Source organism: Streptomyces sp. NPDC004838 (assembly GCF_053600955.1).
Genome location: NZ_JBSGAW010000003.1, coordinates 69,963 through 95,725, shown reverse-complemented (window position 1 = coordinate 95,725; position 25,763 = coordinate 69,963). Strand labels below are relative to the sequence as shown.

At 71.4% G+C, this 25,763-nt stretch carries 24 protein-coding genes and 1 pseudogene; 15 read left to right on the top strand and 10 right to left on the bottom strand.

Annotated features, from left to right (window positions below; genetic code table 11):
• Nucleotides 1-18 precede the first annotated feature (18 nt).
• Nucleotides 19-909: a polysaccharide deacetylase family protein gene (locus ACWEFL_RS05020; RefSeq protein ID WP_451707555.1), complete on the top strand. Its 891-nt coding sequence runs from the start codon at nucleotides 19-21 to the stop codon at nucleotides 907-909.
• Nucleotides 910-1,075: 166 nt separating this feature from the next.
• Here the strand turns inward: ACWEFL_RS05020 and ACWEFL_RS05015 are convergent, their stop codons facing one another.
• Nucleotides 1,076-1,732, bottom strand: a complete 657-nt coding sequence (locus tag ACWEFL_RS05015; protein WP_451707552.1) for a sortase domain-containing protein — start codon at nucleotides 1,730-1,732, stop codon at nucleotides 1,076-1,078.
• A gap of 308 nt (nucleotides 1,733-2,040) precedes the next feature.
• Between ACWEFL_RS05015 and ACWEFL_RS05010 the strand changes: the two genes are divergently transcribed.
• From ACWEFL_RS05010 to ACWEFL_RS05000, 3 genes are all read left to right on the top strand, one after another.
• Nucleotides 2,041-3,054 carry an SCO0930 family lipoprotein gene (locus tag ACWEFL_RS05010; RefSeq protein WP_451707549.1) on the top strand — a complete coding sequence of 338 codons (1,014 nt, stop codon included), beginning with the start codon at nucleotides 2,041-2,043 and terminating at the stop codon, nucleotides 3,052-3,054.
• 269 nt (nucleotides 3,055-3,323) lie between these two features.
• On the top strand, nucleotides 3,324-4,076 hold the full coding sequence (locus ACWEFL_RS05005; RefSeq protein WP_451707546.1) for an SAM-dependent methyltransferase: 753 nt from the start codon (nucleotides 3,324-3,326) through the stop codon (nucleotides 4,074-4,076).
• Nucleotides 4,076-6,244 (top strand): putative bifunctional diguanylate cyclase/phosphodiesterase, encoded by a 2,169-nt coding sequence (locus tag ACWEFL_RS05000; RefSeq protein ID WP_451708094.1) that lies wholly within the window; start codon nucleotides 4,076-4,078, stop codon nucleotides 6,242-6,244. The genes ACWEFL_RS05005 and ACWEFL_RS05000 overlap by 1 nt, the downstream gene beginning before the upstream one ends.
• Before the next feature lie 361 nt (nucleotides 6,245-6,605).
• Here the strand turns inward: ACWEFL_RS05000 and ACWEFL_RS04995 are convergent, their stop codons facing one another.
• Nucleotides 6,606-7,547 carry a LysR family transcriptional regulator gene (locus ACWEFL_RS04995; protein ID WP_451708091.1) on the bottom strand — a complete coding sequence of 314 codons (942 nt, stop codon included), beginning with the start codon at nucleotides 7,545-7,547 and terminating at the stop codon, nucleotides 6,606-6,608.
• A gap of 83 nt (nucleotides 7,548-7,630) precedes the next feature.
• Between ACWEFL_RS04995 and ACWEFL_RS04990 the strand changes: the two genes are divergently transcribed.
• The 3 genes from ACWEFL_RS04990 to ACWEFL_RS04980 are packed head-to-tail and all read left to right on the top strand — an operon-like array spanning nucleotide 7,631 to nucleotide 11,091.
• The gene (locus ACWEFL_RS04990; protein WP_451707544.1) at nucleotides 7,631-8,365 is read left to right on the top strand and encodes a succinate dehydrogenase; all 735 of its coding nucleotides are present in this window, start codon (nucleotides 7,631-7,633) and stop codon (nucleotides 8,363-8,365) included.
• Entirely contained in the window at nucleotides 8,366-10,348 is a 1,983-nt protein-coding gene (locus ACWEFL_RS04985; RefSeq protein ID WP_451707542.1) for a fumarate reductase/succinate dehydrogenase flavoprotein subunit, read from the top strand.
• Nucleotides 10,345-11,091: a succinate dehydrogenase/fumarate reductase iron-sulfur subunit gene (locus ACWEFL_RS04980; protein ID WP_451707539.1), complete on the top strand. Its 747-nt coding sequence runs from the start codon at nucleotides 10,345-10,347 to the stop codon at nucleotides 11,089-11,091. Before ACWEFL_RS04985 ends, ACWEFL_RS04980 begins: the two co-directional genes overlap by 4 nt.
• Nucleotides 11,092-11,526: 435 nt before the next feature.
• Here the strand turns inward: ACWEFL_RS04980 and ACWEFL_RS04975 are convergent, their stop codons facing one another.
• A complete protein-coding gene (locus ACWEFL_RS04975) occupies nucleotides 11,527-11,742 on the bottom strand; it encodes a dodecin (protein ID WP_451707536.1) in 216 nt (71 codons plus the stop codon).
• 195 nt (nucleotides 11,743-11,937) lie between these two features.
• On the opposite strand from ACWEFL_RS04975, the gene ACWEFL_RS04970 reads away from it, so the two are divergent.
• The 3 genes from ACWEFL_RS04970 (at nucleotide 11,938) to ACWEFL_RS04960 (ending at nucleotide 15,573) form a co-directional block, all read left to right on the top strand.
• Nucleotides 11,938-13,203, top strand: coding sequence for an extracellular solute-binding protein (locus ACWEFL_RS04970; RefSeq protein ID WP_451707533.1), 1,266 nt, complete (start codon nucleotides 11,938-11,940; stop codon nucleotides 13,201-13,203).
• A gap of 472 nt (nucleotides 13,204-13,675) precedes the next feature.
• Nucleotides 13,676-14,554: a GNAT family N-acetyltransferase gene (locus ACWEFL_RS04965; protein ID WP_451707531.1), complete on the top strand. Its 879-nt coding sequence runs from the start codon at nucleotides 13,676-13,678 to the stop codon at nucleotides 14,552-14,554.
• A complete protein-coding gene (locus ACWEFL_RS04960) occupies nucleotides 14,551-15,573 on the top strand; it encodes a lysophospholipid acyltransferase family protein (protein WP_451707528.1) in 1,023 nt (340 codons plus the stop codon). Before ACWEFL_RS04965 ends, ACWEFL_RS04960 begins: the two co-directional genes overlap by 4 nt.
• Here the strand turns inward: ACWEFL_RS04960 and egtD are convergent.
• The 4 genes from egtD to egtA are packed head-to-tail and all read right to left on the bottom strand — an operon-like array spanning nucleotide 15,465 to nucleotide 19,901.
• Nucleotides 15,465-16,439 (bottom strand): L-histidine N(alpha)-methyltransferase, encoded by a 975-nt coding sequence (egtD, locus tag ACWEFL_RS04955; protein ID WP_451707525.1) that lies wholly within the window; start codon nucleotides 16,437-16,439, stop codon nucleotides 15,465-15,467. The two genes, ACWEFL_RS04960 and egtD, sit on opposite strands and share 109 nt — an antisense overlap.
• Complete coding sequence (gene egtC, locus ACWEFL_RS04950; protein WP_451707522.1) at nucleotides 16,436-17,191, bottom strand: ergothioneine biosynthesis protein EgtC; 756 nt, start codon at nucleotides 17,189-17,191, stop codon at nucleotides 16,436-16,438. The genes egtD and egtC overlap by 4 nt, the downstream gene beginning before the upstream one ends.
• Nucleotides 17,191-18,588, bottom strand: a complete 1,398-nt coding sequence (gene egtB, locus ACWEFL_RS04945; RefSeq protein WP_451707520.1) for an ergothioneine biosynthesis protein EgtB — start codon at nucleotides 18,586-18,588, stop codon at nucleotides 17,191-17,193. Before egtB ends, egtC begins: the two co-directional genes overlap by 1 nt.
• Complete coding sequence (egtA, locus tag ACWEFL_RS04940) at nucleotides 18,585-19,901, bottom strand: ergothioneine biosynthesis glutamate--cysteine ligase EgtA (protein ID WP_451707517.1); 1,317 nt, start codon at nucleotides 19,899-19,901, stop codon at nucleotides 18,585-18,587. The genes egtB and egtA overlap by 4 nt, the downstream gene beginning before the upstream one ends.
• 172 nt (nucleotides 19,902-20,073) lie before the next feature.
• On the opposite strand from egtA, the gene ACWEFL_RS04935 reads away from it, so the two are divergent.
• The 3 genes from ACWEFL_RS04935 (at nucleotide 20,074) to ACWEFL_RS04925 (ending at nucleotide 22,567) form a co-directional block, all read left to right on the top strand.
• Nucleotides 20,074-20,907 carry a TIGR02452 family protein gene (locus ACWEFL_RS04935; RefSeq protein WP_451707514.1) on the top strand — a complete coding sequence of 278 codons (834 nt, stop codon included), beginning with the start codon at nucleotides 20,074-20,076 and terminating at the stop codon, nucleotides 20,905-20,907.
• A gap of 299 nt (nucleotides 20,908-21,206) precedes the next feature.
• A complete protein-coding gene (locus ACWEFL_RS04930) occupies nucleotides 21,207-22,229 on the top strand; it encodes a LacI family DNA-binding transcriptional regulator (protein ID WP_451707512.1) in 1,023 nt (340 codons plus the stop codon).
• Nucleotides 22,230-22,300: 71 nt separating this feature from the next.
• Complete coding sequence (locus tag ACWEFL_RS04925) at nucleotides 22,301-22,567, top strand: hypothetical protein (RefSeq protein WP_451707509.1); 267 nt, start codon at nucleotides 22,301-22,303, stop codon at nucleotides 22,565-22,567.
• 177 nt (nucleotides 22,568-22,744) lie between these two features.
• Here the strand turns inward: ACWEFL_RS04925 and trxA are convergent, their stop codons facing one another.
• Complete coding sequence (trxA, locus tag ACWEFL_RS04920) at nucleotides 22,745-23,140, bottom strand: thioredoxin (protein ID WP_451707506.1); 396 nt, start codon at nucleotides 23,138-23,140, stop codon at nucleotides 22,745-22,747.
• Between the two features lie 293 nt (nucleotides 23,141-23,433).
• On the opposite strand from trxA, the gene ACWEFL_RS04915 reads away from it, so the two are divergent.
• Both ACWEFL_RS04915 and ACWEFL_RS04910 read left to right on the top strand, forming a co-directional pair.
• On the top strand, nucleotides 23,434-24,876 hold the full coding sequence (locus ACWEFL_RS04915; protein ID WP_451707503.1) for a dihydrolipoyl dehydrogenase family protein: 1,443 nt from the start codon (nucleotides 23,434-23,436) through the stop codon (nucleotides 24,874-24,876).
• 114 nt (nucleotides 24,877-24,990) lie between these two features.
• Nucleotides 24,991-25,182 carry a hypothetical protein gene (locus ACWEFL_RS04910; protein WP_451708127.1) on the top strand — a complete coding sequence of 64 codons (192 nt, stop codon included), beginning with the start codon at nucleotides 24,991-24,993 and terminating at the stop codon, nucleotides 25,180-25,182.
• On the opposite strand, the pseudogene ACWEFL_RS04905 reads toward ACWEFL_RS04910, so the two are convergent.
• A pseudogene (locus tag ACWEFL_RS04905) lies at nucleotides 25,106-25,435 on the bottom strand (phosphotransferase family protein); the annotation flags it as partial. The gene ACWEFL_RS04910 and the pseudogene ACWEFL_RS04905 overlap by 77 nt on opposite strands.
• Before the next feature lie 79 nt (nucleotides 25,436-25,514).
• A complete protein-coding gene (locus tag ACWEFL_RS04900) occupies nucleotides 25,515-25,709 on the bottom strand; it encodes a hypothetical protein (RefSeq protein WP_451708125.1) in 195 nt (64 codons plus the stop codon).
• Nucleotides 25,710-25,763: the final 54 nt, after the last annotated feature.

Sequence of the window (25,763 nt, the reverse complement as noted above, 5' to 3'; positions counted from 1 at the left end):
TCGTGCGAGCAGTTGGTCATGAAGAAGGATCAGACGCCGCCGGACCGCCGGTCCGTGCTCCGCATCGCCGCCTGCTTCGGCGCGGTCGTCACGGCGGGGCTGCTCGTCACGGAAAGGCCCTCCGTCGGCGGGTCCGCCGCCGAGAAGGCCGCCACGCCCGGGCCGGGCGGTGGTGCGCCGGTCCCGGCCGGTGGTCCCCGGCCGGGCAGCGGGCCCCGGCCCGCCGGGAACGCCCCGCCGCAGGGGTCGGCCTACCGGCTGCGGCCCATGACGGCGCAACAGCCGGCGCCGGTGCGCCGGGCACGGCCGCCGGTGCGTCGGCAGCCCTTCCTGAAGCTCCCCGAGACGGGCCGGGCCATGGTGCTGACCTTCGACGACGGGCCCGACCGCCGCTACACGCCGGATGTGCTGGACATCCTGGGCCAGTACGGCGTGCCGGCGATGTTCTTCGTCTGCGGAGAGATGGTCGCCGGGAACAAGGACCTGCTGCGGCGGATGGGCGACGAAGGCCATGTCGTCGGCAACCACTCCTGGTCGCACCCGCTGATCCCGCGGCTGTCGCCGTCCCGGATCCGCGGCGAACTGGGCCGTACGAGCGAGGCGGTCGACAAGGTGCTGCGCGAGCCGCCCCTGTGGTACCGGGCTCCCTACGGGGCCTGGAACAGGCTCTCGTTCGAGATCGGCGCGGAGCTGGGCATGGAGCCGCTGGCCTGGACGGTCGACACGCTTGACTGGACCGAGCCGGGCACCAAGAAGATCGTGCGCCGGGTCGTGGACGGCGCGGGGCCCGGTGTGGTGGTGCTCTCGCACGACGCGGGCGGCAACCGTTCGCAGAGCGTGGCGGCGCTGCGCGCCTATCTGCCCAAACTGCTGGAGGCCGGGTACCGGATCACCGTGCCGACCCGCTGAGCCAGGACCGCGCGCGGCGGGCCGTACGGGTGGACGGTGGGGAGCGGGCCCGGCCGGTCCCGCCCGGCGGAACGTGACGGCCGGCCGGACGCCGAGGGAGGCGAAGGGCGGGTGAGGAACGCGGGACGGCGGGGGAGCAGGAGCCGGGTGAGGAGCGCGGTGCGGGTCAGCGGGACTTGACCATCCGGGCGAGGACGACGACGTGCTCCTTGGGGCCGTCCGCCTTGGAGGAGCCCGCGCCGCAGGTGATCAGCCGTAGTTCGGCCCGCCCTGTCTCCTTGTACCCCCGCGGGCCGGGGCAGCCCCCGCCGGAGCGGGCCTCGACGCCGTACACCTCGAATACGACGGTCTTCCCGTCGCGCCGCGACACCTCGATATGGCGGCCCTCGCGGAGGGATCCGAGGTCATGGAAGACGGCGGGCCCCTGGACATTGACGACACGGCCGACGACGACCGACGTACCGCGCTGGCCGGGGGAGACGCCGTTCTGGTACCAGCCGGTCATATTGGAGTCCCCGAACGGAGGCACCTCGATCCGGTCGGCGCGGTCGAGTCCGACGTTCATGACCGGGGCGTCCACGTTGATCGACGGGATCCGCACCCGCTCCGCACGCGCGAACTCCAGCGGCTTCGGCGCGGTGACCGGGCCGAACGTCTCGCCGCTCGGACGTTCGCGTGCCGCCGCGGCGGCAGCGGGCTGGGACGGCCCCAGGGCGGCGTCGACCCCGTCCTTCATCAGCGCGATGCCCGTGAGCACCACCAGGGCCAGCGCGCCCCAGAGCGAGCGCTTCCTCCACTCCGGGCCTTTGCGGTCCTCGCCCATGGATTCTCCCTTTTTTCTTCTTTTCGGACGGCTATGGGCACGCTAAGTGAGCGCGGCGGGAGCGGCGAGAAGGGAAGGGCGAACGGGTGGTCGCGGCCACCCGCGGTGATCCATCCGTGTGATCGGACCGATACGACTTCTGACGGCCCGTGACCTGTGGCTCCGTCAGCTGCCCGGACAGCCGCGAACCGGGCCCTCGAAAAATTCTTTCACCCCTGTTGAACACATCGCCGTCCGGTGTCCGTACCTAGGGCCATGAACGGCGCACCCGGGCGCCGCAACAGGCTTGATGGACTTCAGGAGTGGACATGAACACCTGGCGGAACGCCTCGCTCGCGGTGACTGCGGCGGCCGTACTCGCGCTGACGACGGCGTGCGGTCAGGACAAGGGCAGCGAGAACACGGGCCAGTCGGTCGGCGCCGCCAACCCGGCACAGCCCGGAAACGGCGGCTACGGCGACTACGGCTCGGGGGGCGCCAACGCCCAGGGTACGGCCGCCAAGCCCGCCGGCCAGCTGGCCGTGTGGAACAGCCCCGAACTCGGCAAGGTCGTCACCGACAGCGCCGGTCTCACGCTCTACCGCTTCGACAAGGACACCGCCTCCCCTCCGAAGTCCAATTGCGATGGCGACTGCGCGAAGGCATGGCCCGTCGTGGCCGCGGGCGGCGCGTCGGCCGCGCCCGGCATCGACGCCTCGCTGATCGGCGAGGTCACCCGGTCCGACGGCAGCAAGCAGCTGACCATCGGCGGCTGGCCGATGTACCGCTACGCCCAGGACACCAAGGCCGGGGACGCCAAGGGTCAGGGCGTCGGCGGCACCTGGTTCGCCTCGGCCCCCGACGGCAAGAAGGCCGGCGGCGGCGCGGCCCCCGGAGCCGGAGACGGGGCAGGTGCCGGGGACTACGGCACCGGTGGCGGTAGCGGTGGCGGCGAGGCGGCCGGCGGCCAGCCCGCGGACCTCGCGGGCCTCTCCACCCGTAAGGACCCCAAGCTCGGTGAGATCGTCATCGACAAGAACGGTATGACCGTCTACCGCTTCATGAAGGACTCCGCGTGGCCGATGAAGACGGCCTGCACCGCCGACTGCCTCAAGAAGTGGCCGGTTGTCGCCCCCGTGGACAAGAACGACACCAAGGGAATCCTGAAGAAGGGCTTTGTCACCTTCAACCGTCCCGACGGAATCAAGCAGCAGACGATCGACTGCTGGCCGATCTACACCTTCGCGGGTGACGCCAAGCCCGGTGACACCAACGGTCAGGGCGTCGGCGGCACCTGGTTCGCGGTAACCCCGCAGGGTAAGCCGGTCGGAGCGCCTAAGTAGTCCCCACGCAGCGCCTCCGGCCCAGTCGGCCCGCCTCACGCCCCCCGCGTGACGGCGGGCCGGTTGTCGTGCCGGTGGCGTGTGACCAAGAACGGACCGCGAATTTCCGTTTGGGCTCGCCCAATTGGCGGGCGATCAGTAGCCTCGGCTCGAACACTGGCCATACGCGTGGCCGGACTTACTCTGTGGCGACTTGGTTGGAGACATCGATGGAGCGTCCCGCCTGGGCCCCGCCGGGCATCGACATATCGGTGCCGAGCGTGTCCCGCATGTACGATTACTACTTGGGCGGATCGCACAATTTCGAGGTCGACCGGGAAGCCGCCCGCAAGGCGATGCGGTTCATGCCGGGCCTGCCCAAGATCATGCAGGCCAACCGGGCGTTCATGCGCCGCGCCGTGAATTACGCGGTGAGTGAGGGTGTCACCCAGTTCCTGGACATCGGCTCCGGAATTCCGACATTCGGAAATGTCCATGAAGTGGCTCAGAAGGCGAACTCCGGCTCACGCGTCGTCTATGTCGACCACGATCCGGTCGCCGTCGCCCATGGCCGGGCCGTGCTCGCGACGAACGGGCGGGCGGCCGTCGTCTCCGCGGATCTACGCAAACCACGACAGATCATCGAAAGCCAGGAAGTGGACGAACTCCTCGATTTGCGGCGGCCGGTGGCGCTTCTGCTGGTCGCCGTGCTCCACTTTGTCGAGGACTCGGACGACCCCTACGGTGCGGTGGGGGAACTGCGGGACGCTCTCGCGCCGGGAAGTCTGATCGTCATCACCCACGCCGCGTACGACGGTGTTCCGGTGTCCGAGGAGCAGACGGCGGACGCGGTGGGCGTCTACCGTGACATCCGCAATCCGCTGATCATGCGTTCACATGAGCAAATTGCTCGGTTCTTCGAGGGGTACGAGATGGTGGAGCCCGGACTGGTGTCCATGCCGCACTGGCGGCCGGACACCCCCGCCGAGCAGGAGGATCCATATGCCTTCTCAGGCTTCGCAGGGGTGGGGCGCAGGGCGTGATGACGCCGTCGCAGGCATCGGGTCCCACGGCGGACCCGGACGGTCTTGAGGACAGACTCCGCCGTTTCGCGACCATTTGGAGCCGTGCCGTCTTTCCCGTGACGGCGACCTCGCTCACCCGTGCCGAAGTCGAGGAGCATCTGCTTCCGCTGGCACGGGGGTTGAGCCGGTTTCTGCACGCCCGCCCCTTCGATCCGCAGGCCGCCCAGCGAATCGGCGCGGCCCTCGTCGAGGCGCACTGCACCGACCCCGAGGCGCTCAGCCGCACCCTCGGCGTCGTCGACGCCTACCTGGTGCTGTACTGCGGCGACGCCGGGCCCGCCGAACTCTCCGTGGAGGAGAGCCGAGCCCGCTGCGCCCGGCTCCAGCACGCCATCGCCGCGGGCTTCGCGCAGGGCCTGCGGGAGCGTACGCTCGCCGAGCAGGAGGCCATAGCGCGCTCCTCGCTCCAGGCCCGCACCGACGCCGTGCACGCCCTGCACGCCACCGAGACCCGGCTGCGCGCGGTGTTCGAAGGCGCCGCCATCGGCATAGGGATCGCCGATCTCGAAGGCTGCGTACTGGAGGTCAACGAGACCCTGACAAGGATGTTCGGCGGCATCGAACACCATGTGCGCGCCAAGAAGATCACCGAGTGGGCCCACCCCGAGGACCGGCCCCACATCGGCCAGCTCTACCGGGAGCTGATCCGCGGCGAACGCGAGCACTTCCGGGTCGAGAAGCCGTTCTTCCGCAACGACGGCACCGTCCTGTGGACCAATCTCACGATGTCCCTTCTGCGGGACCCCGAAGGCGAGCCCCAGTATCTGCTGGCCCTCCTGGAGGACACCACGGAGCGGCGGCTCCTCAATCTGCGTCTGCGGTACGAGGCCACCCACGACGCGCTCACCGGGCTGCCGAACCGGACCCTCTTCTTCGAGCGGCTGGACAAGGCGCTGGCCGCCGGCGGGGACTCCCGCTTCGGACTCTGCTACCTCGACCTCGACGGCTTCAAGGCCATCAACGACAGCCTCGGTCACGCCACGGGCGACCGGCTGCTCGTCGAGGTCGCCGACCGTCTCCAGAGCTGCGCCACCGCCCCCGGCGAGATGGTGGCGCGCCTCGGCGGCGACGAGTTCGTGGCGCTGACCACCGGGCCCGACACCGAGTACGAGGTCGCCGAACTGGCCTCCCGGATCCTCTCCGTGCTCGGGGCCCCGATCCGGGTCGACGGACGGGAGTTCACCGTCCGCGGATCCATCGGCATCGTCGAGGGTCCGGCGGCCGAGCGCACCACCGCGGAAGTGCTGCGCAGCGCCGACATCACGATGTACCGCGCGAAGTCGGCCGGCGGCAACCGCTACGAGCTGGCCGACCCCGAACTGGACGCGCGCGCCATCACCCGGCACGGGCTGACGACCGCGCTGCCCGCGGCGCTGGAGCGCGGCGAGTTCTTCATCGAGTACCAGCCGCTGGTGCACATGGGCGACGGAAGCGTCCATGGCGCGGAGGCGCTGGTGCGCTGGTCCCATCCGCAGCACGGCGTCCTCGGCCCGGACCAGTTCATTCCGCTCGCCGAGCACACCGGGCTGATCGTGCCGCTGGGCCGCTGGGTGCTTCAGGAAGCCGTACGTCAGGCGAGATTCTGGCAGGAACACGACGCTGAGGGGATTCCCCTTCGGATCAATGTGAACCTCTCACCCACTCAGCTTCAGCACCCCGGTCTCGTCACCGACACGGTCGCCGTCCTGGAGCGCGCGGGCCTGGCACCCGGCGCGCTCTGCCTGGAGGTCACCGAGTCGGCGCTGATAGGCGCGGACGAGGCGCTTCTGCGGCCGCTGCGGCAGCTGGCGGAGCTGGGCGTCGACATCGCTCTCGACGACTTCGGAACGGGCTACTCCAACCTCGCGAACCTGCGCCGGCTGCCGGTGAGCGTGCTGAAGCTGGACCGTTCCTTCACCAAGGGCATGCAGCAGGCGCCCGTCGACCCCGTCGACCTGAAGATCGTGGAGGGCATCGTCTCCCTGGCGCACAGCCTGGAACTGGCGGTGACGGTGGAGGGCGTGGAGACCGGCGTCCAGGCGAACCAGCTCCGGGAGCTGGGCTGCGACACGGCTCAGGGCTGGTACTACGCCCGTCCGGGCCCGCCGGACAAGCTCCACGCGCTCTCCCTGGCGGACGCGATCTGACCCACGCCCTCGTGCCGGCCCGTGCCCCGCAGCGACGACGGGGCCGGGCCGGGCCGGGTGGGCCCGTGCCCCGTCGTCGGTGCGGGGTGGCCGGGTGTGTGCCGCGAACCCCGCGTGCGGGTGTCTCCACAGGGCTCCGCCCCGGACTCCGTGCCCCCGATGGGGCGGGGTCCGGTCCGGTTCGTAAGGCGGGGGTGTGTGCTGTGCCCCCGTCAGGTGTTCGATGAACCGGTCGCGGGCGGTGCCCTGCCACGGCGGGCGAAAAGCGACCACCACGGCGGGGCGAACGGTCGTGCCGACCGGGCGCACGGTCACGCCGACCCGACCCGACCCGACCCGCATCCGTATGCCGTGACCCGTCTCACGGCCCCGCCGCGCCCCTGGCGGCCTCCGCGGCCTCCGTCGAAACGTCCGGAGCCACCACACGCGCCGTCGCCACCAGCACCCGCTGCAACTCCCGTGCGGCCCGTGGCGGAGCCACATCGCTGCGATGGGCGAGCGCGATCGTACGGCGCAGGCCGGGACGGGCCAGCGGGGTCACTCTCAGGTCCGGGCCGGCAGCGTCCGCGACCATCCGGGGGACGACCGCCATGCCCAGACCCGCCCGCACGAAGCCGAGAACCGCGTCCATCTCGCCGCCCTCGACCGTGAAGCCGGGCTCGAATCCCTCGGCCCGGCAGGCCGCGACGGTCAGTTCGCGCAGGTCGTAGCCGTGGCGGAACATCACCAGCGGCTGATCGCGCAGATCAGCGATCCGCACGGGCCGCCGCGGAGCCCTCGAGGACGTCGAGGAGACCACCACGAGGTCCTCCCTCAGCAGCTCGACCGTGGTCAGGGCCGGAGACCCCGGCGGCAGCGGCAGCACGATCAGCGCGAGATCGAGCGCGCCACGGGCCAGCTGCCGTACGAGATCGTGCGAGCCGCCCTCCTCGATCAGGAGGCGGATGCCCGGATGGCGGTCGTGGAAGGCGCGCAGCACACCGGGCAGGAGTCCGGTGCAGAGGCTCGGCGTCGCCCCGAGACGCACCCGGCCCCGGCGGAGCTGGGCCAGCTCCTGCACCTCGTGCCGTGCCGTATCCGCGTCCGCGAGGATACGGCGGGCCAGCGGCAGCAGCGCCTCACCCGCCTCGGTGAGCCCGATATTGCCCCGCGCCCGGCTGAAGAGCTCCGCCCCCAGCTCACTCTCCAGCGCCCGGATCTGCTGGGAGAGCGAGGGCTGCGAGACATGGACCCGCTCGGCCGCATGCGTGAAGTGCCGGGTCTCGGCCACGGCCACAAAGTAGAGAAGCTGCTGGAGCTGCATGCTCGCACCATAGGCCATGCCTATCGAGATCAGCCAGATCATGTCTTGGACCTCTGGTCGCTTCCGGTCCTACCGTTCCCCCCATGGCTCTGGAAACGCGGACGCGGACGGAACAGCGACCGACGGACCACAAACCGTCGGCCAAGCGACCCAGTCGCACCTTCTGGGGATCGACCGTCGGCAAGAAGGTCGTCATGGCCGTCAGCGGCCTGATCATGCTCGGCTATCTCGTCGCCCATGTGATGGGCAACCTCAAGGTGTTCTTCGGCGCGGACGAGTTCAACGCGTACGGTCACTGGCTCCGCACCATGGGCGCGCCCGTCCTCCACCAGGAGTGGGCGCTCTGGCTCGTCCGGATCGTGCTGCTCGCCGCCGTCGTGGCGCACGCCGTCTCCGCGTACCAGCTCAGCAGGCGGGACATCAGGGCCCGCCCCGCCAAGTACGTGCACCGGCGCCGGCGCGCCGGCTACGCGACCCGCACCATGCGCTGGGGCGGGATCATCGTCGCCCTCTTCATCGTGTGGCACATCCTCGATCTGACCACCCTGACGGTGAACGAGAACGCCCAGCCGGGCCGTCCGTACGAGAACGTCGTCGCCACCTTCTCCACCTGGTACGGCAACGTCATCTACATCGTCGCCATGCTCGCGGTCGGTCTGCACGTCCGCCACGGCTTCTGGAGCGCCGCCCAGACCCTCGGAGTCGGCAGCGCCACCCGCGACCGGGCCCTCAAAGTCATCGCCAACGGCCTCGCTCTCGTCCTGACCGCGGGCTTCATCTCCGTACCCGTCGCCGTCATGTTTGGAGTGGTGAGCTGAATGAACTACGCCGAGTACCAGGTCGGCGCGCCGATCACCGACACCAGGGCCCCGGACGGCCCGATCGCCGAGCGATGGGACCGCCGCCGCTTCGAGGCCAAGCTCGTCAACCCGGCCAACCGCCGCAAACACACCGTCATCGTCGTCGGCACCGGCCTCGCGGGCGGCGCGGCGGGCGCCACCCTCGGTGAACAGGGCTACCACGTCGAACAGTTCTGTTACCAGGACTCACCGCGCCGCGCCCACTCCATCGCCGCCCAGGGCGGCATCAACGCGGCCAAGAACTACCGCAACGACGGCGACTCGATCCACCGCCTCTTCTACGACACCGTCAAGGGCGGCGACTTCCGGGCCCGCGAGTCGAACGTTCACCGCCTCGCCCAGATCTCCGTCGAGATCATCGACCAGTGCGTGGCGCAGGGCGTCCCCTTCGCCCGTGAGTACGGCGGGCTGCTCGACACCCGCTCCTTCGGCGGAGTCCAGGTCTCCCGTACCTTCTACGCCCGCGGCCAGACGGGACAGCAACTGCTGCTCGGGGCCTACCAGGCGCTCTCCCGGCAGATCGCGGCGGGCAACGTCAACATCCACGCCCGCACCGAGATGCTCGATCTGATCGTGATCGACGGGCGGGCGCGCGGGATCGTGGCGCGCGATCTGGTCACCGGGGAGATCTCCAGCCACTTCGCCGACGCGGTGGTGCTGGCGACCGGCGGTTACGGCAACGTCTTCTACCTCTCGACGAACGCCATGAACTCCAACGCCACCGCCATCTGGCGCGCCCACCGCCGCGGCGCGTACTTCGCCAACCCCTGCTTCACCCAGATCCACCCCACCTGCATCCCGCGCACCGGCGACCACCAGTCCAAACTCACCCTCATGAGCGAGTCGCTCCGCAACGACGGCCGGATCTGGGTGCCCAAGGCGCACGGCGACGACCGCCCGCCCAACGAGATCCCCGAGGAGGAGCGCGACTACTATCTGGAACGGATCTACCCCTCCTTCGGCAACCTCGTCCCTCGGGACATCGCCTCCCGCGCCGCGAAGAACGTCTGCGACGAGGGCAGGGGGGTCGGCCCCGGCGGACAGGGCGTCTACCTCGACTTCGCCGACGCGATCCGGCGCATGGGCCGTGACGAGGTCGCCGCGAAGTACGGCAACCTCTTCGACATGTACGAGCGCATCACCGCGGAGAACCCGTACGAGGTCCCGATGCGGATCTACCCCGCCGTGCACTACACGATGGGCGGACTCTGGGTCGACTACGACCTCCAGACCACCATCCCCGGCCTCTTCGCCATCGGCGAGGCCAACTTCTCCGACCACGGCGCGAACCGGCTCGGCGCTTCCGCGCTGATGCAGGGACTCGCCGACGGCTACTTCGTCATCCCGTCCACCATCGGCGACTACCTCGCGCGCACCCCGCTGGGGGAGAAGCCCGACGAATCCCACCCCGCCGTCGCCGAAGCGCTCGCCGAGACCCAGGACCGGCTGAATCTGCTGCTCTCCGTCGACGGGGACCGCACCCCGGACTCCTTCCACCGCGAACTCGGCGAACTGATGTGGGAGTACTGCGGGATGGCCCGTACGGAAGGGGGCCTGCGGAAGGCGCTCGCACGCATCCCGGAGATCCGCGAGGAGTTCTGGCGGCGCGTTAAGGTGCCCGGCACCGGCGAGGAGTTCAACCAGTCGCTGGAGAGGGCCAACCGGATCATCGACTATCTGGAGCTGGCCGAGCTGATGTGCCTCGACGCCCTCCACCGCGCCGAGTCCTGCGGCGGCCACTTCCGGGAGGAGTCCCAGACCCCGGACGGCGAAGCCGCCCGCAGGGACGACGAGTTCGGCTACGCCGCGGTCTGGGAGTTCGGGGGTTCCTGGAGCCCGCCCTCGGGCGGACAGGGCGCCGAGGAGCGGCGTGCGCCCGTCCTGCACAAGGAAGCCCTCGTCTTCGAGTACGTCCACCCCACTCAGCGGAGCTACGCATGAAGCTCAACCTCCGCGTCTGGCGCCAGAGCGGCGCCGACGCCCCCGGCGCGATGGCCGCCTACGAGGTCGACGGCATCTCCCCGGACATGTCGTTCCTGGAGATGCTCGACACCCTCAACGAGGAACTCACCCTCCGCGGCGAGGACCCCGTCGCCTTCGACCACGACTGCCGCGAGGGCATCTGCGGTGCGTGCAGTCTGGTCATCAACGGCGACGCCCACGGCCCCGAGCGCACCACCACCTGCCAGCTGCATATGCGGTCCTTCGAGGACGGCGACACCATCGACGTCGAGCCGTGGCGGGCCGCCGCCTTCCCGGTCATCAAGGATCTGGTGGTCGACCGGACCGCCTTCGACCGGATCATTCAGGCGGGCGGCTACATCACCGCACCCACGGGCGCGGCACCGGACGCCCACGCGACACCGGTCCCCAAGCCGGACGCCGACTACGCCTTCGAGCACGCCGAGTGCATCGGCTGCGGAGCCTGCGTCGCCGCCTGTCCCAACGGCTCGGCGATGCTCTTCACGTCGGCGAAGATCAACCACCTCAACGTGCTGCCGCAGGGAGCGCCCGAACGGGAGAGCCGGGTGCTCGACATGGTGGCGACGATGGACGAGGAGGGCTTCGGCGGCTGCACCCTGACCGGCGAGTGCGCGACCGCGTGCCCCAAGGGCATTCCGCTCCCGTCCATCACCGCGATGAACAGGGAGTGGCTGCGGGCGAACCGGAAGGCGAAGCGGTAGCGGTAGCGCTTACCGGGCCGGGCCGGTCTCCGACCGGGCTGTAGCGGCGACCAGGGAATGACCGACGGAACAGGGCATGACCGACGGAACACGGTTTGCCTGAGGGAAGGTTTCCCGCGCGCCACGACGACGACCGAGGGACCGCCCCGGCCCGTGAACCGGCGATCCCGTGCCCCGGCTTCCGAGACGGCGGTCCCGCGGCGGCCGACCGGGCATGGACCGGGACATCCGGATGCCCGGTGGACGACGATGAACCGGTGCGCGCGGCGAGCCGTGCGCACCGGTTCCGGGGCCGTACGGGCCACTTGGACCCCGTCCGCGACGCAGAAGCCGTGAGGGGACCCACGGGACCGGCAGGCCGCGCCCGAACCGCCCTACGGGTCCACCCGTTCGGCGGGCGCACCCGTACGGCCGTACGGGTTCACCGGGACCGCGTCACCCGCCGTCCTCAAGTCGGAAGCCGACCTTCAACCCCACCTGGTAGTGCTCGATCTCCCCGTCGACGAGATGCCCGCGGACCTGGGTCACCTCGAACCAGTCCAGCCCCCGCAGAGTCTGGCCGGCCCGGCCGATGCCGTTGCGAATGGCCTGGTCGATGCCTTCGTGGGAGGTGCCCACGATCTCGGTGACGCGGTAGGTGTGATGCGACATGGGGGTCGTACTCCTCTCGCTGTACTGTCTCCACCGTGCCGCACCGCGGAGCGGCTCGCGAGATGTGCGTCTCATAGGGGCGAAACGCTTGACCCTCAACTTTGGTCCATACCAAAATCCAGCCACACCCGGGCGAGCCTTACGCCCGCCACCTCCCTCCGGGTTCACATATTCATTGTCCTTAAGGTGAACGCTGTGAGAATCCGTCCTCTCCCCACGTCCGTCGCACTCGTCTGCGCACTCGCGCTCACCGGCTGCGGACTCCTCCCAGGCAGCGGGGAGGACAGGCGGACGGTTCGAATATGGCTGATGAAGGAGAGCGTCTCCGACGACTTCCTCCAGCGTTTCACCAAGCAGTTCGAGAAGGACCACCCGTCGGTGAAGCTGGAGGTCACCTTCCAGGACTGGACCGGGATCGGCAAGAAGGTCAACGCCGCCCTGGAGGGCGAGAACACCCCGGACGTCATCGAGGTCGGCAACACCCAGGTCGCCCAGTACGCCGAGACCGACGCCCTCACCGACCTCACCCTCGAGTCCGTGCGCGACCTCGGCAACGAGGACTGGCTGCCCGGTCTCGCCGAACCCGGCAACATCAACGGCTCCCAGTACGGCATCCCCTGGTATGCGGCCAACCGGGTCGTCATCTACAACAAGGACCTCTTCGCCGAGGCCGGCATCACCACCCTGCCCAAGACGTACTCCGAGTGGCTGGACATCACCGAGGAACTCGACAAGGGTGCGAACCAGGGCATCTACCTCCCCGGACAGGACTGGTACACCCTGGCCGGCTTCATCTGGGAGGAAGGCGGCGACCTCGCCGCCGAACGCAACGGCGACTGGGTGGGAACGCTGGACACTCCGGCGGCCCAGCGTGGCATGAAGTTCTACAAGAAACTCCAGGCGCTCGGGGACGGCCCCAAGGACGCGGACGAGCGGACTCCGCCGCAGGCGGGAGTCTTCGCCAAAGGCAATGTCGCCCAGACGATCGCCGTTCCCGGTACAGCGACCGCCATCGAGAAGAGCAACCCCTCGCTGAAGGGCAAACTCGGCTACTTCCCCATTCCGGGCAAGTCGGCGAACAAGCCCGGCGCGGTTCTCACCGGAGGGTCCGACCTGATCATCCCGGAGAAGGCTCCCCAGCGAGGCAACGCCATCGAGGTCGTCAAGGCGCTGGCCGGCGAGCAGTGGCAGATGGAACTCGCGAAGGCGATGAACTACGTGCCCAACAAACAGACCCTCGCCAAGTCGGAGTCCATCCAGAATCAGGGGATTACGGCCGCCATGGCGCAGGGGGCCGCCGCCAAGGGCAGCCAGGCGACCCCCAACTCCCCGAAGTGGGGCCATGTCGAGGCCGAGAACCCGATCAAGGGCTATATGACGCTCGTCCTCAAGGGTGGCGACATCCGGCGGGGCGCGAAGACCGCCTCCGAGCGGATCACCGCGATCCTCTCACCGGGCTGAGTAGTACCTCGGGACGCCGCGCGCCGTGCCGGGCCCGGCACGGCGCGCGGCCGGACTCCTCCAGGACCCCGCCCGAGGCGCGCGGCCCTGACGGAGCCCGGAGAGCGCCCTCACACCGGTCGCAGGCCCCCACAGGGCCGTCCGGGGGCGTCACGGCCCAGGGGGCCCGCCCCCGGAGCCGGAAGGCCGGGGCACGGCCCCCGCCGCGCGGTACCGGCCCCGCCGCTGAACCGCATCGGCCCGAAGACCCGAAGAGAAGCGCCGGGAGCCTCGGGTCACCGCCCCGGGGCCGGGACCGGCCCGGACCGGAACCGTAAGCTCCCTCGGGCGGAGCCGGGCCCCGGCCGTTCGGCCGCCGCACATCCACGCTCCGCCGGGCTGTCACCTCGAATCCAGCCGACCAAGGAAGAAGTAGAGAGCCGGGCCGCCGCACCCGCGGTCCGTCCCCTTCCGTCCGGCACAGGAGACAGCCATGCCCGCATCGCATGCCGTCGCACCCGCCCACCTCCACCCGCTCCACCCGGCGGTTCCCCCGCGGGTCCCCGAAGCCCGTCCCACCCTTCTGCCCGTGTCCCCGGCCGGGCCCGGGACGCCCCTGTCCACGACCGCCGCCGAGACGCCCCGATACGTCGTCTCCCTCGCCCGAGACCAGGACGACGTACGGGCCGCGCAGCGGCTGCGCCACCACGTCTTCGCCGGGGAGATGGGCGCGCGCCTCGACGGCCCCGAGCCGGGCCTCGACACCGACGCCTTCGACGCCTACTGCGACCACCTCCTGGTACGCGAGGCGGCCACCGGCGAGGTCGTCGGCACCTACCGGCTGCTGCCGCCGGACCGCGCACGGGTGGCCGGTCGGCTCTACTCCGAGACCGAGTTCGACCTGACCCGGCTCGCACCCATCCGGGACGATCTGGTCGAGGTCGGCCGCTCCTGTGTGCACCCGCAACACCGCAACGGCGCCGTCATCGCGCTCATCTGGGCCGGGCTCGCCCGCTATATGACCCGCACCGGCCACAACTGGCTGGCCGGCTGCTGCTCGATCCCCCTCGCCGACGGCGGTGCCCTCGCGGCGGCCACCTGGCGGACCGTGAAGGCCCGGAACCTCGCCCCCGAGGAGTACTGGGTCACCCCGCACAAGCTCTGGAACCCCGCCGGCGCCCCCGTGCCCCCAAAGGGGCGCGTGGAACAGCCCGCCCTCCTGCGCGGCTATCTCCGGCTCGGGGCATGGGTGTGCGGAGCGCCCGCCCACGACCCCGAGTTCGGCGTCGCGGACCTGTACGTACTGCTGTCCCTGCGCCGGACCGACCCGCGATATCTGCGGCACTTCCTCTCCCTCGCCCCCGTGCGATGAGTCATCACCCGGTGATCCGGCCGGGCGCGGTACACCCCTCCGCACGACCCCCGGCGAGCGCCGTCGGACGGCCGCCCGAAGCGCCCTGCACACCCGGCGGCTGCGCGCGGCACCACGGCCGGGCCGCGGGCCGCGGCACCGCCGCCGTCCGGCTGCTCGCGGGGCTCGCGACGGTGATCACCGGTCTGCTGCTCGCGCCCCTCTTCGCCTGGTCCGCCCCGGTGCTGGGAAGGGCGCGCGCGAGGCGGCTGCGGCACCGTGCCGTCCGTCGCTGGACGCGAACGCTCCTCCGCGCGTTGGGGGTCCGGGTACGGATCGTCGGGCGTGTCTACGAAGGAGCCGGGCGTGCCTACGACGGAGCCGCCCTGGTCGTCGCCAACCACGTCTCCTGGCTGGACATCCCGTTGATCGCCGCCGTTCTGCCCGGCCGGATGCTCGCCAAGTCGGAGATCGGGCGGTGGCCGCTGCTGGGCCCGCTCGCGGCCAGGGGCGGCACCCTCTTCGTCGAGCGCGACCGGCTCCGTACCCTCCCCGGCACCGTCCGCGAGATGGCTTCCGCGCTCATGGACGGATCACGGGTCGTCGCCTTCCCCGAAGGCTCCACCTGGTGCGGACGGGAGCAGGGCCCCTTCCGCCATGCCGTCTTCCAGGCCGCGCTGGACGCGGGCACGGACGTCCGGCCCCTGCGGATCACCTATCACCCCTCGGGCGCCGCGGCCTTCGTCGGCGACGACACCCTTCTCGCCTCCCTGTGGCGGGTCGTGACGGTCGGTGAACTCACCGCCGAGATACGGCTGCTGCCCGTCATCCCCGCCGGCAGGTTCCCCGACCGCCGCTCACTGGCCCGCGCGGCCCGGCGGGCCGTCACCGCCGGGAACCCGGACCCGCCCGCCGCGATGCCGAGGGTGGCTCAGGCCGCCGCCGTCGAGAGGGAGAGCGCGAACCTGCCCTTCGAGTCCGTCCACCAGTTCGCCAGCTTCAGCCCCGCGTCGGCGAGTTCGCGGCGTACGCCTTCCTGACGGAACTTCGCCGAGATCTCCGTACGCAGCTCCTCGCCCTTCTCGAACGGCACGACCAGATCCAGCTCCGGGACCTTCAGGATCAGCGCGGACCGGGCCCGCAGCCGCATCTCGATCCACTCCCGTTCCCGGTCCCACACCGCCACATGATCGAAGTCGGCGGGGTCGGCATCGGCGTCCAGCTCACGGGCGAGCACCCTCAGCACGTTCTTGTTGAACTCGGCCGTCACTCCCGCGGCGTCGTCGTACGCCCGCACCAGCACCGACTCGTCCTTCACCAGATCCGTCCCCAGCAGCAGCGCGTCACCGGGCTCCAGAAGGGACCGTACGGAGCGCAGGAACACCGCGCGCTCGGCGGGCAGCAGATTCCCGATCGTGCCGCCGAGAAAGGCGATCAGCCGCGGGCCGGGCGTGCCGGGCAGCGCCAGCCCCCGGGTGAAGTCGGCGATCAGCGCGTGGACGTGGAGGCCGGGGCGGTCCGCGAGGAGCGACCCCGCGGCCCCCGTCAGCGCGCTCTCGCTCACGTCGACCGGGACATAGCCGTGCAGCGGGGTCAGCGCGTCCATCGCGTCCAGCAGATACCGGGTCTTCTCGGACGATCCCGAGCCCAGTTCCACCAGCGTGCGCGCCCCGGTGGCGGCGGCGATCTCGGGGGCGCGGGCGATGAGGATCTCCCGCTCCGCGCGTGTCGGGTAGTACTCCGGCAGCCGCGTGATCTCCTCGAACAGCTCGCTGCCGCGGGCGTCGTAGAACCACTTGGGCGGGAGCGACTTGGGCGTACGGGTCAGGCCATGGAGCACATCGGCGCGCAGCGCGGCGCCGGTGGCGTCCTCGGGCAGGGTGCGGGTCAGCAGGTACGGGCTCACGTAGGGGGCTCCTTGAGGGGGGTCAGGAGGATGTGGGCGCGGGTCGCGACCAGCAGGGTGCGGTCGGGCGCCTCGCGCCAGCGCGGATCGTCGTCGTACGGCTCCGAGGCCACGACCGTCCGGTCGCCGGGGCCGGCGAGGTACCACAGCGAGTCGCCCCAGGCGGTCGCCGCGATCGTCTCGCCGTCGGTGAGGAGGAAGTTGAGCCGGGAGCCGGGTGCGGCCCCGGCCGCTTCGCGGACCGTGTCCGCGAGCGCCTGCCCCGGCTCGTCGCCGTCGCGCAGCCGGCGCAGCGCCAGCGCCCACAGCAGGGCGGCGTCACAGCGCGCCTCCAGCGCGAGCAGCTCGGCCGCCGGCAAGGACAGCGCCAGCGGAGCCAGGGAACCGGGCCAGCCGGAGGCCGCGCCGTTGTGGCTGAACAGCCAGGGTCCGCCGGCGAAGGGCGCGGCGGCGGCCTCGCCGTCGGCACTCGCCTCGGTGGCGTCGCGCACGGCGGCGAGGAACGCCCCGCCGCGGACCACACGGGCGAGATCCGCGAAAGAAGGATCGGCCCAGATCGGCCCCGCACGCCGGTAGCGCGCGGGGACCGGATCTCCGTCGGCGTACCAGCCGACGCCGAAACCGTCCGCGTTCACGGTCCCGTGGCGCTGCCGCCTCGGCGCCCAGGACTGCCGCAGGAGGCCGTGCTCCGGCTCGGTGAGGAGTTCACCGAGGGCCAGCGGCGGTCCCAGGTAGGCGATATGGCGGCACATCAGAGTGGCCGTCCGTACGCGGACGCGGTCTTGCCGACCGCCGTGGAGGTGATGCCCTCGTGGCCGGTGATGCCGTCGTCGGCGTCCCGCGCGGTGCGGAACCCGGCGAAGATCTGCCGCCGGACCGGAAGGTCCCAGTTGCGGAAGGTGCCTCGGCAGGCCACCGGGTCCACCCCGAAGGAGCCTCCGCGCAGCACCTTGTGCGCGCTGCCGAAGAACACCTCGGAGTACTCCCGGTAGGGGAAGGCGGCGAAGCCCGGGTACGGCAGGAAGTCGCTCGACGTCCACTCCCATACGTCCCCGATCAGTTGCCGGATTCCGAGCGCGGACCCGCCCCGCGGATAGCTGCCCGCGAGCGCGGGCCGCAGATGGCGCTGCCCCAGATTGGCGTGCTCGGGCGTCGGATCGGCGTCGCCCCAGGGGAATCGGCGTGAACGGCCCGTGTCCGGGTCGTGCCGGGCGGCCTTCTCCCATTCGGCCTCCGTCGGCAGCCGCCGCCCCGCCCAGCGGGCGTAGGCGTCGGCCTCGTACCAGCTCACATGCAGCACCGGCTCGTCCGGCGGCACCGGCTCGGTGACCCCGAAGCGCCGACGCAGCCACTGACCGCCCTCACGCCGCCAGAACAGGGGCGCGGCGATGTGGTTCCGCCGGATCTGCTCGAAGCCCTCGGGCGCCCACCAGCGGGGGTCGCGGTAGCCGCCGTCCTCCATGAACGCGAGATACGCGCCGCAGGTCACCGGAACCGTGTCCAGGTAGTACGGCGGGACCGTGCGCCGGTGCGCGGGCCGCTCGTTGTCCAGCGCCCACGGCTCGGCCGAGGTGCCCATCGTGAAGGGGCCGCCGGGCACCAGGACTTCGGCAGGCAGCCCGTCGGCGGAGCCCGCCGGCGGCTCGGGCGCGGTCAGCGCGACGGGCCCCTTCCGCAGCTGATGCGTGATCAGCATCGTCTCGTCGTGCTGCTGTTCGTGCTGGGCGATCATCCCGAAGGCGAAAGCGGAGTCCACCAGCGGCCCGCCGCCCTCCATCGGGGCGGTGTCGAGGATGTCGAGGACCCGCCCCCGTACGTCGGAGGCGTAGCCGCGTGCCTCGGCGGGGGCCAGGAGCGGCAGGGTCGGCCGGATGGCGCGCGGGTGCTCGAAGGCGTCGTAGACGGAGTCGATCTCCGGCCGCAGGGCCTGTCGGCCGCCGACGGTCCGCAGGAGCCACTGCTCCTCCTGGTTGCCGATGTGCGCCAGGTCCCAGACCAGTGGGGACATCAGGGGGGAGTGCTGGGCGGTCAGCTCGTGGTCGTCCATACAGCCGGTGAGGACCGCGGTGCGGTCACGGGCGGTGGTGAGCGCGTCGAGCGCGCGCCGTCTGAGGTCTTCGGACATGCTTCCGGCTCGGTCTTCGGTCATGCCTCCGGCTCCTTCCCGTGCGATGGGATGGACGCCCCGTACAGCCCGGAGATCTGAGGGTCGGGGACGCGCAGTTCGTCCGCGGGACTCCGGCCCCGCAGCACGTAGTCCTCGTGGTAGGCGGCGACCGCGTCGCGGACCGCGTCCGACGCGCCGATCCGGGGCAGCGCCTCCAGCGCCACACCGAAGGCCGTGACGGCCGCCGTGCGCAGTTCGGGATCGGCGAGACCGTACCGTGCCGCGTCGAGCCAGAGCGGATTGCGCGGCGCGGGCCGTGAACCCGCGTGCTCCGCCAGCGGTTTGACGGCACGGTAGACGGTCTCGGCGGCCTCGGGATCGTCGAAGAGGGCGGTGGTGACCGCCAGCGGCACCACCCAGCCGTCCTCGCCGGGCTGGGCGTCGATCATCCGCAGTTCGAGATGACCGCGCGGCCGGACGGGCGGGAACAGCGTCGACAGGTGGTAGTCGAGGTCCGCCCGCGTCGGCGGGCGGACCGGACCGCCGGAGCGCATCCACTGCCGGAAGGTGAGCCCGTCCGGCCGCACCCACGGCCCCTCGTCGGCCCGGACGCACATCACGGGCGCGTCGAGCACATGGGCGGTCCAGGCCCCGCGAGGCTCCCGGTCCAGCGGCGGCGAGAGGGGCCGGACCGGGTCCAGCTCGGCCCAGATCGCCTGACGGGTGGACCGCCAGCCCGTGTAGCGGCCCTTCATCACGGGGGAATTGGCGAAGGCCGCGGTCAGCACCGCGCCCAGCAGATGCGCCAGCCGCCAGCGTCTGCCGTGACCGAGCGGGCCCGGCTCCTCCTCCCCGGCGTCCAGACACACCTGGATCGACGCCGAACTGCACATCATGACGCGTCCGCAGGGGCCCGTACGGTCGAGGAACGCCTCCATGGCGTCATACCGGGGTTCCCGGAGCAGCCTGCGCGGCGGCTGCCAGGGGTCGATGCCGATGCCGGCGAGAGTGAGACCGTCCCTCCGGAGCGTGGTGCGCACGGCGTCCAGATCGGCGGCGACGGAATCGACGCACTCCATCAGGGAGGATGCGGGAGCGGAGCTGAGTTCCAGCTGGCCGCCGGGCTCGAAGGTGAGAGCCGAGTTCAGTCGCAGGGAACGCACCCGGTCGTAGGCCGCCGTGAGCCGGGCGGCCGGGACGGGGTGCCGGGGTATGAGCTGTTCATGGACGAGCCATTCCAGTTCCACGCCCACGGTCCGGGGCGGGCCGGTCTTGAAGCAGATACACCGGAGCAGATCCTCCGCTTCCTCTGCCTGTATCGGCCGGCTGTGGTCGCCGGCGTCGTCTGGACTCATGAGCGGCTCCTCTTTCGAAGGCACCCTGCCAACCTAAAGCCACGCTCACGGCTTCGCACAAGAGTGCACCGGAGGGGCAGGGCAGCGCGGTTGCGCGATCGGCGCGGATGCCCGTTCACCGGCCCGGAAAAGGCTTTGCCCTCTGCGCCGCAGGTCACGGAGGATGAACGGCATGAGCGCACGATTGCGGGCGATGGCGCGGCAGACCGAGGAAATCGTTGAAAAGGGTCACTATTCGACCCTGAACGGGCGCAAAGTCATCATTGCTCCTGATGTGTCCGCCGCGCTCGAACGGACCCGCCTGTACGGACCCGAGTCCGTGCCCGCGACGGTCGGCACGGACCGTACGACCTCCTTCGAGGTCGCCGATGAGAGCAGCACCGCGGCGGCCGTCCGCCTCCTGGCGGGCGATCCGGAGCCGGTCGCCGTCCTGAACTTCGCCTCCGCGCGGAACCCCGGCGGGGGCTATCTCAACGGGGCGCAGGCACAGGAGGAGGCGCTGTGCCGCGTGTCCGCGCTGTACCGGACACTGCTGCGGGCCCCCGAGTACTACCGGTACCACCGCGAGAACCGGGACCCCTTCTACTCGGACCGGGTCATCCACTCGCCCGGCGTCCCCGTCTTCCGCGACGACAGGGGCGGCCTCCTCGACACCCCGTACACCGTCGGCTTCCTCACCTCGCCGGCTCCGAACGCCGGAGTGATCGCCCGGCGCGCCCCCGACGAGGCCCACCGCGTACCGGCGGCCCTCGCGAGCCGCGCCGAGCGGGTCCTGGAGACGGCCGCCGCCAACGGATACCGCCGACTGGTTCTCGGGGCCTGGGGCTGCGGAGTCTTCCGCAACGACCCGGCGACCGTCGCGGGCGTCTTCCGCGCCCTGCTCACCGCAGACGGCCGGTTCGCGGGCCACTTCGGACAGGTGGTCTTCGCGGTACTGGACCGGACGAGGACGGGGAGCACCCTCGGGGCGTTCCGCCGTGCCTTCGCCGACCGGACCGGGGCATAGGCAGGACCGAGCCCGGACCGAGCCCCGGAGTGAGCCCGAACCGAGCCAGGAGGAGCCCGGACCGGGCCGGAGCCGGTTGAGGGCCCGGCGGGGACACCCGCCGGAAGCGGAAATCGGACGTATATCCAGAAGAGTCTCCGAGGTGTGTTCCCCCGTGCATGCGGGCAGGTGGCCGGGCACCGCTTCGGGGCGGCACGGCCCGCCGCTCGGGCCGTCGCCCGTGCGCGGGCCGGATGAGTGCAGAATCCGGCCATCCGGCGGACGATGTGCAGGGTCGTTCTGGAAAAATGCCGAGGGCGATGAGCCAGACACCCAAACAGCCCGTTGAGCGATCCGTTCCCACCAGCGCGGACGTCGCCCGGTTAGCCGGGGTCTCCCGTGCCACAGTCTCGTACGTACTCAACAACACCTCCTCCGTCCGCATCAGCGAGCCCACCCGCCGCCGCGTCCGGGAAGCCGCCGAGGAACTCGGGTACGTGCCCCACGCCGCGGCCCGCAGCCTGCGGGCCGGCCACACCCGGATGGTCCTCCTGCCCACGGCGAACTTCCCGGTGGGGCCGCTCTACCGCCAGTTCTTCGGCGAACTCCAGTGGGCGCTGCGCCGGCTCGACTACACCGTCGTCCAGTACGGCAGCCTCGGGCTGGGCGGAGACGAGGCCGCGCGCGCCTGGGCCGAATTGCGGCCCGTCGCCGTCGTCTCCCTCGGGGAGGTCGGGCTCACTCCGCACGGGGTCGACGTCCTGAAGCGTTCGGGCGCCAGAGCCGTCATCACCCTGGGGCCGCGCCGGGTGGAGGGCGCGCACTCCCTCGTGATGGACCAGAGCGAGGTCGGCGGCCGTGCCGTGACCCACCTGGTGGAGCGCGGCCGCCGGGCGATCGGGGTCGTCATGCCCCAGGAACCCGGTCTCGAACTGTTCTCCGAGCCCCGGATGGAGGGCGCTCGACGGGCCGCCGCCACGGCGGGCGCCCGGATCGAACCCCTGCCCCTGGCCTACGCCGAGGAATCCGCCGCCGCGCTCGCCGCGCGCTGGCGGCGGCTCGGGCTCGACGCCGTCTACGCGTACAACGACGACTACGCCATGCTGCTGATGCGCGCCCTCCAGGACGAGGGCGTCGGCATACCGGCCGAGACCGCGTTGATCGGCGCCGACGATCTGCTGCTGGGCAGACTGCTCCGGCCCCGGCTGAGCACGGTCCACATCGACCTGGTGACCGGCAGGCGGCTCGCCGAACTCGTCGACCGAGTGGTGCGTGATCCGGACGACGAGCCGGAGACACACGATCTGATGGGGGCGAGGGCGGTGCACCGGGAGTCCAGCTGAGCCCCCGTCGGCCATGTGCGTGAGCCCGCCGTCCAAGTGCGGTACGGCCGCTCCCTGTCTAGCGTCACCGTATGAGCACAGACCCGAGGCGCTTCGAGATCCTGCTCGTGCCCGAGCACATCACGGGCGACGACCCCCTGTCCCTGGCCGAGTCGGCCATCCGCTCGGCCGTCGTGGAGGCGACCGGCGAGCAGGGGGCGTCCGGATATCCGCGGTACGCGGGCCAGGGGATGGTGGCGGACATCGATCCCGTGACCCGTACGGTGGAGGCGCTGCTGGTCGACGGGTTCGAGCTGGACTACGGGCTCTCGGCGAGGGTGGTGAAGGCCGCGCGGTGAAGCCACTCACCGATACGGCGGCGGATCCACGAGCGGTGGATCCCGGGGTCGCGGACCGTCAGAAGCCGACCCGCTCCGACGGCCCTACCCCGGACGCGCGGAAGGCGGTCCAGGAGCCCGAAACCGCCCGGGGCGGCCCGGAGAGAGCGGGCCGCCCGGCGGACCGGGGGAGGAGCGTCAGCCCTTCGGGGTGCGCCCCGCGTCGCTCGTCGTCGCCTCGGCTTCCTTGATCGACTGGCGTACCTGCTCCATGTCCAGCGCGCGCGCCTGGCCGATGACGTCCTCCAGCGCGGCCTCGGGCAGGGCGCCGGGCTGTGCGAAGACCGCGATGTTGTCGCGGACGATCATCAGGGTCGGGATGGACCGGATCTCGAAGGCCGCGGCCAGCTCCTGCTGGGCCTCCGTGTCGACCTTCGCGAAGACCAGGTCCGGGTGGCGCTCGGACGCACCCTCGTAGACCGGGGCGAACTGCCGGCAAGGGCCGCACCAAGAAGCCCAGAAGTCGATCAGTACGAAGTCGTTGTCGGAAACGACCTGATCGAAGTTCTCCTTGGTCAGCTCGACAGTGCTCATGACGTGTTACCTCTCCGTTGCGTCCGGTTGTCTCAGGGCGTCCGGTTGCCTCGCCCCCGACAACGGCCGCGGGGACCGGGCTATTCCTGCCCCCTGCCCCGTGACGCTCCTCGTACACGTTCGCCCCCAGCCCCCGGCCCTCGCCGCCCGGCGTGCGCAGGCCCCGTCCCTCGCCGGCCCGTGAACCGACGCCGCCACCCCCCGAGGGCTTTCGCGTAGCGCGTGGATCTCCCAGGATGACGACGGGCGTTCTGCCAGGATGCTTCCAAACCGCTGGAATCTGAGGGGACCCCATGGACGGTGCGAGGCCGGAAGCCGTTGAGTACGACGTCGTGGTGCTGGGCGCAGGCCCCACCGGGGAGAACGTGGCGGACCGGGTGAGGGCGGGCGGCCTGAGCGCCGCGGTGGTGGAGAGCGAACTGGTCGGCGGCGAGTGCTCGTACTGGGCCTGCATGCCCAGCAAGGCGCTCCTCCGCCCGGCCATCACCCGCGCGGACGCCCGCCGTGTGCCCGGCCTGCGCCACTCGGTGCAGGGGCCGCTCGACGCCCCGGCCGTGCTGGCGCACCGGGACGAGTCCGCGGCTCACTGGAAGGACGACGGCCAGGTCGCCTGGCTGGAATCCACGGGCGCCCGGTTCTACCGGGGCGTCGGGAGACTGACCGGCCCCAAGCAGGTCGCCGTGGACGGCCCCGGGGGCGAGCGCCATGTCCTGACCGCCCGCCACGCGGTGGCCGTGTGCACCGGCAGCCGCGCGCTGCTGCCCGACCTTCCCGGACTGGCCGGAGCCGGAGCCTGGACCAGCCGCGAGGCCACCAGCGCCCAGGCGGTACCCGGACGGCTCGCGGTCGTCGGCGGGGGAGTGGTCGGCGTCGAGATGGCCACCGCCTGGCAGGCGCTCGGGTCGAAGGTCACCCTTCTCGTACGGAGCGGGGGGCTGCTGCCGCGGATGGAGCCCTTCGTCGGCGAGCATGTCGCGGACGCGCTGACCGAAGCGGGGGCCACGATCCGCTGGAACACCTCCGTGACCTCCGTGCGGCGTGACGGCGAAACCGGCCCCGTCACCCTCGACCTCGACGACGGTGAGCGGATCGAGGCCGACGAGGTCCTCTTCGCCACCGGCCGCGCACCGCGCACCGACGGCCTCGGCCTGGAGACGATCGGCCTGGAACCCGGCTCCTGGCTCCCGGTCGACGACAGCTGCCGCGTCGAGGGCAGTGACTGGCTGTACGGCGTCGGAGACGTCAACCGCCGCGCTCTCCTGACCCATCAGGGCAAGTACCAGGCCCGCATCGCGGGAGCGGCCATCGTCGCCAGGGCCCACGGCGTACCGCTGCTGGAGACCGACCGCTGGGGCGCCCACGCGGCGACCGCCGACCACGCGGCGGTTCCCCAGGTCGTCTTCACCGACCCGGAGGCGGCGGCCGTCGGCCTCTCCCTCGCGGAGGCGGAGGCCGCCGGACACCGCGTCCGCGCCGTCGACTACGACATCGCCTCCGTCGCGGGCGCGGGCCTGTACGGCGACGGATACCGCGGCCGGTCGCGGATGATCGTCGACCTGGACCGGGAGATCCTCCTCGGCGTCACCTTCGTCGGCCCCGGCGTGGGCGAACTCCTCCACTCGGCGACCATCGCGGTCGCGGGCGAGGTCCCGATCAACCGGCTGTGGCACGCGGTGCCCTCGTATCCGACGATCAGCGAGGTGTGGCTGCGGCTGCTGGAGACGTACCGCGGTTGAGTGCATGCGGCGGAGGCTGCGGAATGCATGGTGTGGCTCGCAACATGATCGGACGTCCCTGTGACGGTTGCGGTCGATGCCTCGTCGGAGTCCGCCGGGGCCTCCCCCTGAGTGGTGGACGAGCCGCTCACGGGCGGGGACGTAACCCCACTTGAAGTCCTCGGCGGGCATCCGGGCGAACTGGTCGACCGTCCCGCGCTGGGCCCGCTCGACGAGCACGGGCCCTGGATCAGCCAGCCTGCGCACGCATCCGCGAGGTCACCCGGCAAGTCCTTCCCGGTGAGGCCGCGCCAGGTGGCGCGGTAGATGTCCTCGTCCTCCGTGAGGGGAGGGGCCAACAGGTGGGGAAGCCGATGCGGGAGTAGGCGGGTTCGGCCAGGCCGTTGCCGAGCGAGGCCCGCTCGAAATCGACGAAGCGGACGCCGTCGGCGGTACGCAGATCATTGCCGGGGCAGGGGTCGCCGTGCAGCAGCGCGTGGTACGGGGTGGGATCCAACCGTTCCAGGAGACCGGCGAGTTCACTGGGACCGTGGACGGTACGGGCACGTCGAGCGCTCCGGCCAGGGCGAGGACGGACTCCGCGTCGGCGGCCGCGTGCTCCGACCGGACCGGCAGCGCGCCCGTGTCGGCGGGCCCGGTCAGGGCGTGCAGCCGGGCGAGTGAATCGGCGTACCCGGCATCCGGTCGTCCGCCTTGCCGAGGTCGTCCAGGTACTCGAGGACCAGCACCCGCGAGGACGGGTCCGTGGCGAGCACCGTGGGCGCCACGGCGGGCCCGGAGGCCCGACCCGCCAGGCGTAGTCCGGCAATCTCCCGCGCGAAGCGCGTGTCCACGCTGGCACCCGTGCGCATAGTCGAACTCACGTACGCCGTAAGCCTATTACCCTG

What these genes read in the sequence shown, in the direction of transcription:
- ACWEFL_RS04935 (WP_451707514.1), top strand. Translation starts at nt 20,074, where the DNA reads ATGAGCGCACGATTGCGGGCGATGGCGCGGCAGACCGAGGAAATCGTT.
- ACWEFL_RS05015 (WP_451707552.1), bottom strand. Translation starts at nt 1,732, where the DNA reads ATGGGCGAGGACCGCAAAGGCCCGGAGTGGAGGAAGCGCTCGCTCTGG.
- ACWEFL_RS04980 (WP_451707539.1), top strand. Translation starts at nt 10,345, where the DNA reads ATGAAGCTCAACCTCCGCGTCTGGCGCCAGAGCGGCGCCGACGCCCCC.
- ACWEFL_RS04975 (WP_451707536.1), bottom strand. Translation starts at nt 11,742, where the DNA reads ATGTCGCATCACACCTACCGCGTCACCGAGATCGTGGGCACCTCCCAC.
- egtB (WP_451707520.1), bottom strand. Translation starts at nt 18,588, where the DNA reads ATGACCGAAGACCGAGCCGGAAGCATGTCCGAAGACCTCAGACGGCGC.
- ACWEFL_RS05005 (WP_451707546.1), top strand. Translation starts at nt 3,324, where the DNA reads ATGTACGATTACTACTTGGGCGGATCGCACAATTTCGAGGTCGACCGG.
- ACWEFL_RS05020 (WP_451707555.1), top strand. Translation starts at nt 19, where the DNA reads ATGAAGAAGGATCAGACGCCGCCGGACCGCCGGTCCGTGCTCCGCATC.
- ACWEFL_RS04995 (WP_451708091.1), bottom strand. Translation starts at nt 7,547, where the DNA reads ATGCAGCTCCAGCAGCTTCTCTACTTTGTGGCCGTGGCCGAGACCCGG.
- ACWEFL_RS04925 (WP_451707509.1), top strand. Translation starts at nt 22,301, where the DNA reads ATGAGCACAGACCCGAGGCGCTTCGAGATCCTGCTCGTGCCCGAGCAC.
- ACWEFL_RS04930 (WP_451707512.1), top strand. Translation starts at nt 21,207, where the DNA reads ATGAGCCAGACACCCAAACAGCCCGTTGAGCGATCCGTTCCCACCAGC.
- ACWEFL_RS05000 (WP_451708094.1), top strand. Translation starts at nt 4,076, where the DNA reads ATGACGCCGTCGCAGGCATCGGGTCCCACGGCGGACCCGGACGGTCTT.
- trxA (WP_451707506.1), bottom strand. Translation starts at nt 23,140, where the DNA reads ATGAGCACTGTCGAGCTGACCAAGGAGAACTTCGATCAGGTCGTTTCC.
- ACWEFL_RS05010 (WP_451707549.1), top strand. Translation starts at nt 2,041, where the DNA reads ATGAACACCTGGCGGAACGCCTCGCTCGCGGTGACTGCGGCGGCCGTA.
- ACWEFL_RS04985 (WP_451707542.1), top strand. Translation starts at nt 8,366, where the DNA reads ATGAACTACGCCGAGTACCAGGTCGGCGCGCCGATCACCGACACCAGG.
- ACWEFL_RS04965 (WP_451707531.1), top strand. Translation starts at nt 13,676, where the DNA reads ATGCCCGCATCGCATGCCGTCGCACCCGCCCACCTCCACCCGCTCCAC.
- ACWEFL_RS04960 (WP_451707528.1), top strand. Translation starts at nt 14,551, where the DNA reads ATGAGTCATCACCCGGTGATCCGGCCGGGCGCGGTACACCCCTCCGCA.
- egtA (WP_451707517.1), bottom strand. Translation starts at nt 19,901, where the DNA reads ATGAGTCCAGACGACGCCGGCGACCACAGCCGGCCGATACAGGCAGAG.
- egtC (WP_451707522.1), bottom strand. Translation starts at nt 17,191, where the DNA reads ATGTGCCGCCATATCGCCTACCTGGGACCGCCGCTGGCCCTCGGTGAA.
- ACWEFL_RS04915 (WP_451707503.1), top strand. Translation starts at nt 23,434, where the DNA reads ATGGACGGTGCGAGGCCGGAAGCCGTTGAGTACGACGTCGTGGTGCTG.
- ACWEFL_RS04990 (WP_451707544.1), top strand. Translation starts at nt 7,631, where the DNA reads ATGGCTCTGGAAACGCGGACGCGGACGGAACAGCGACCGACGGACCAC.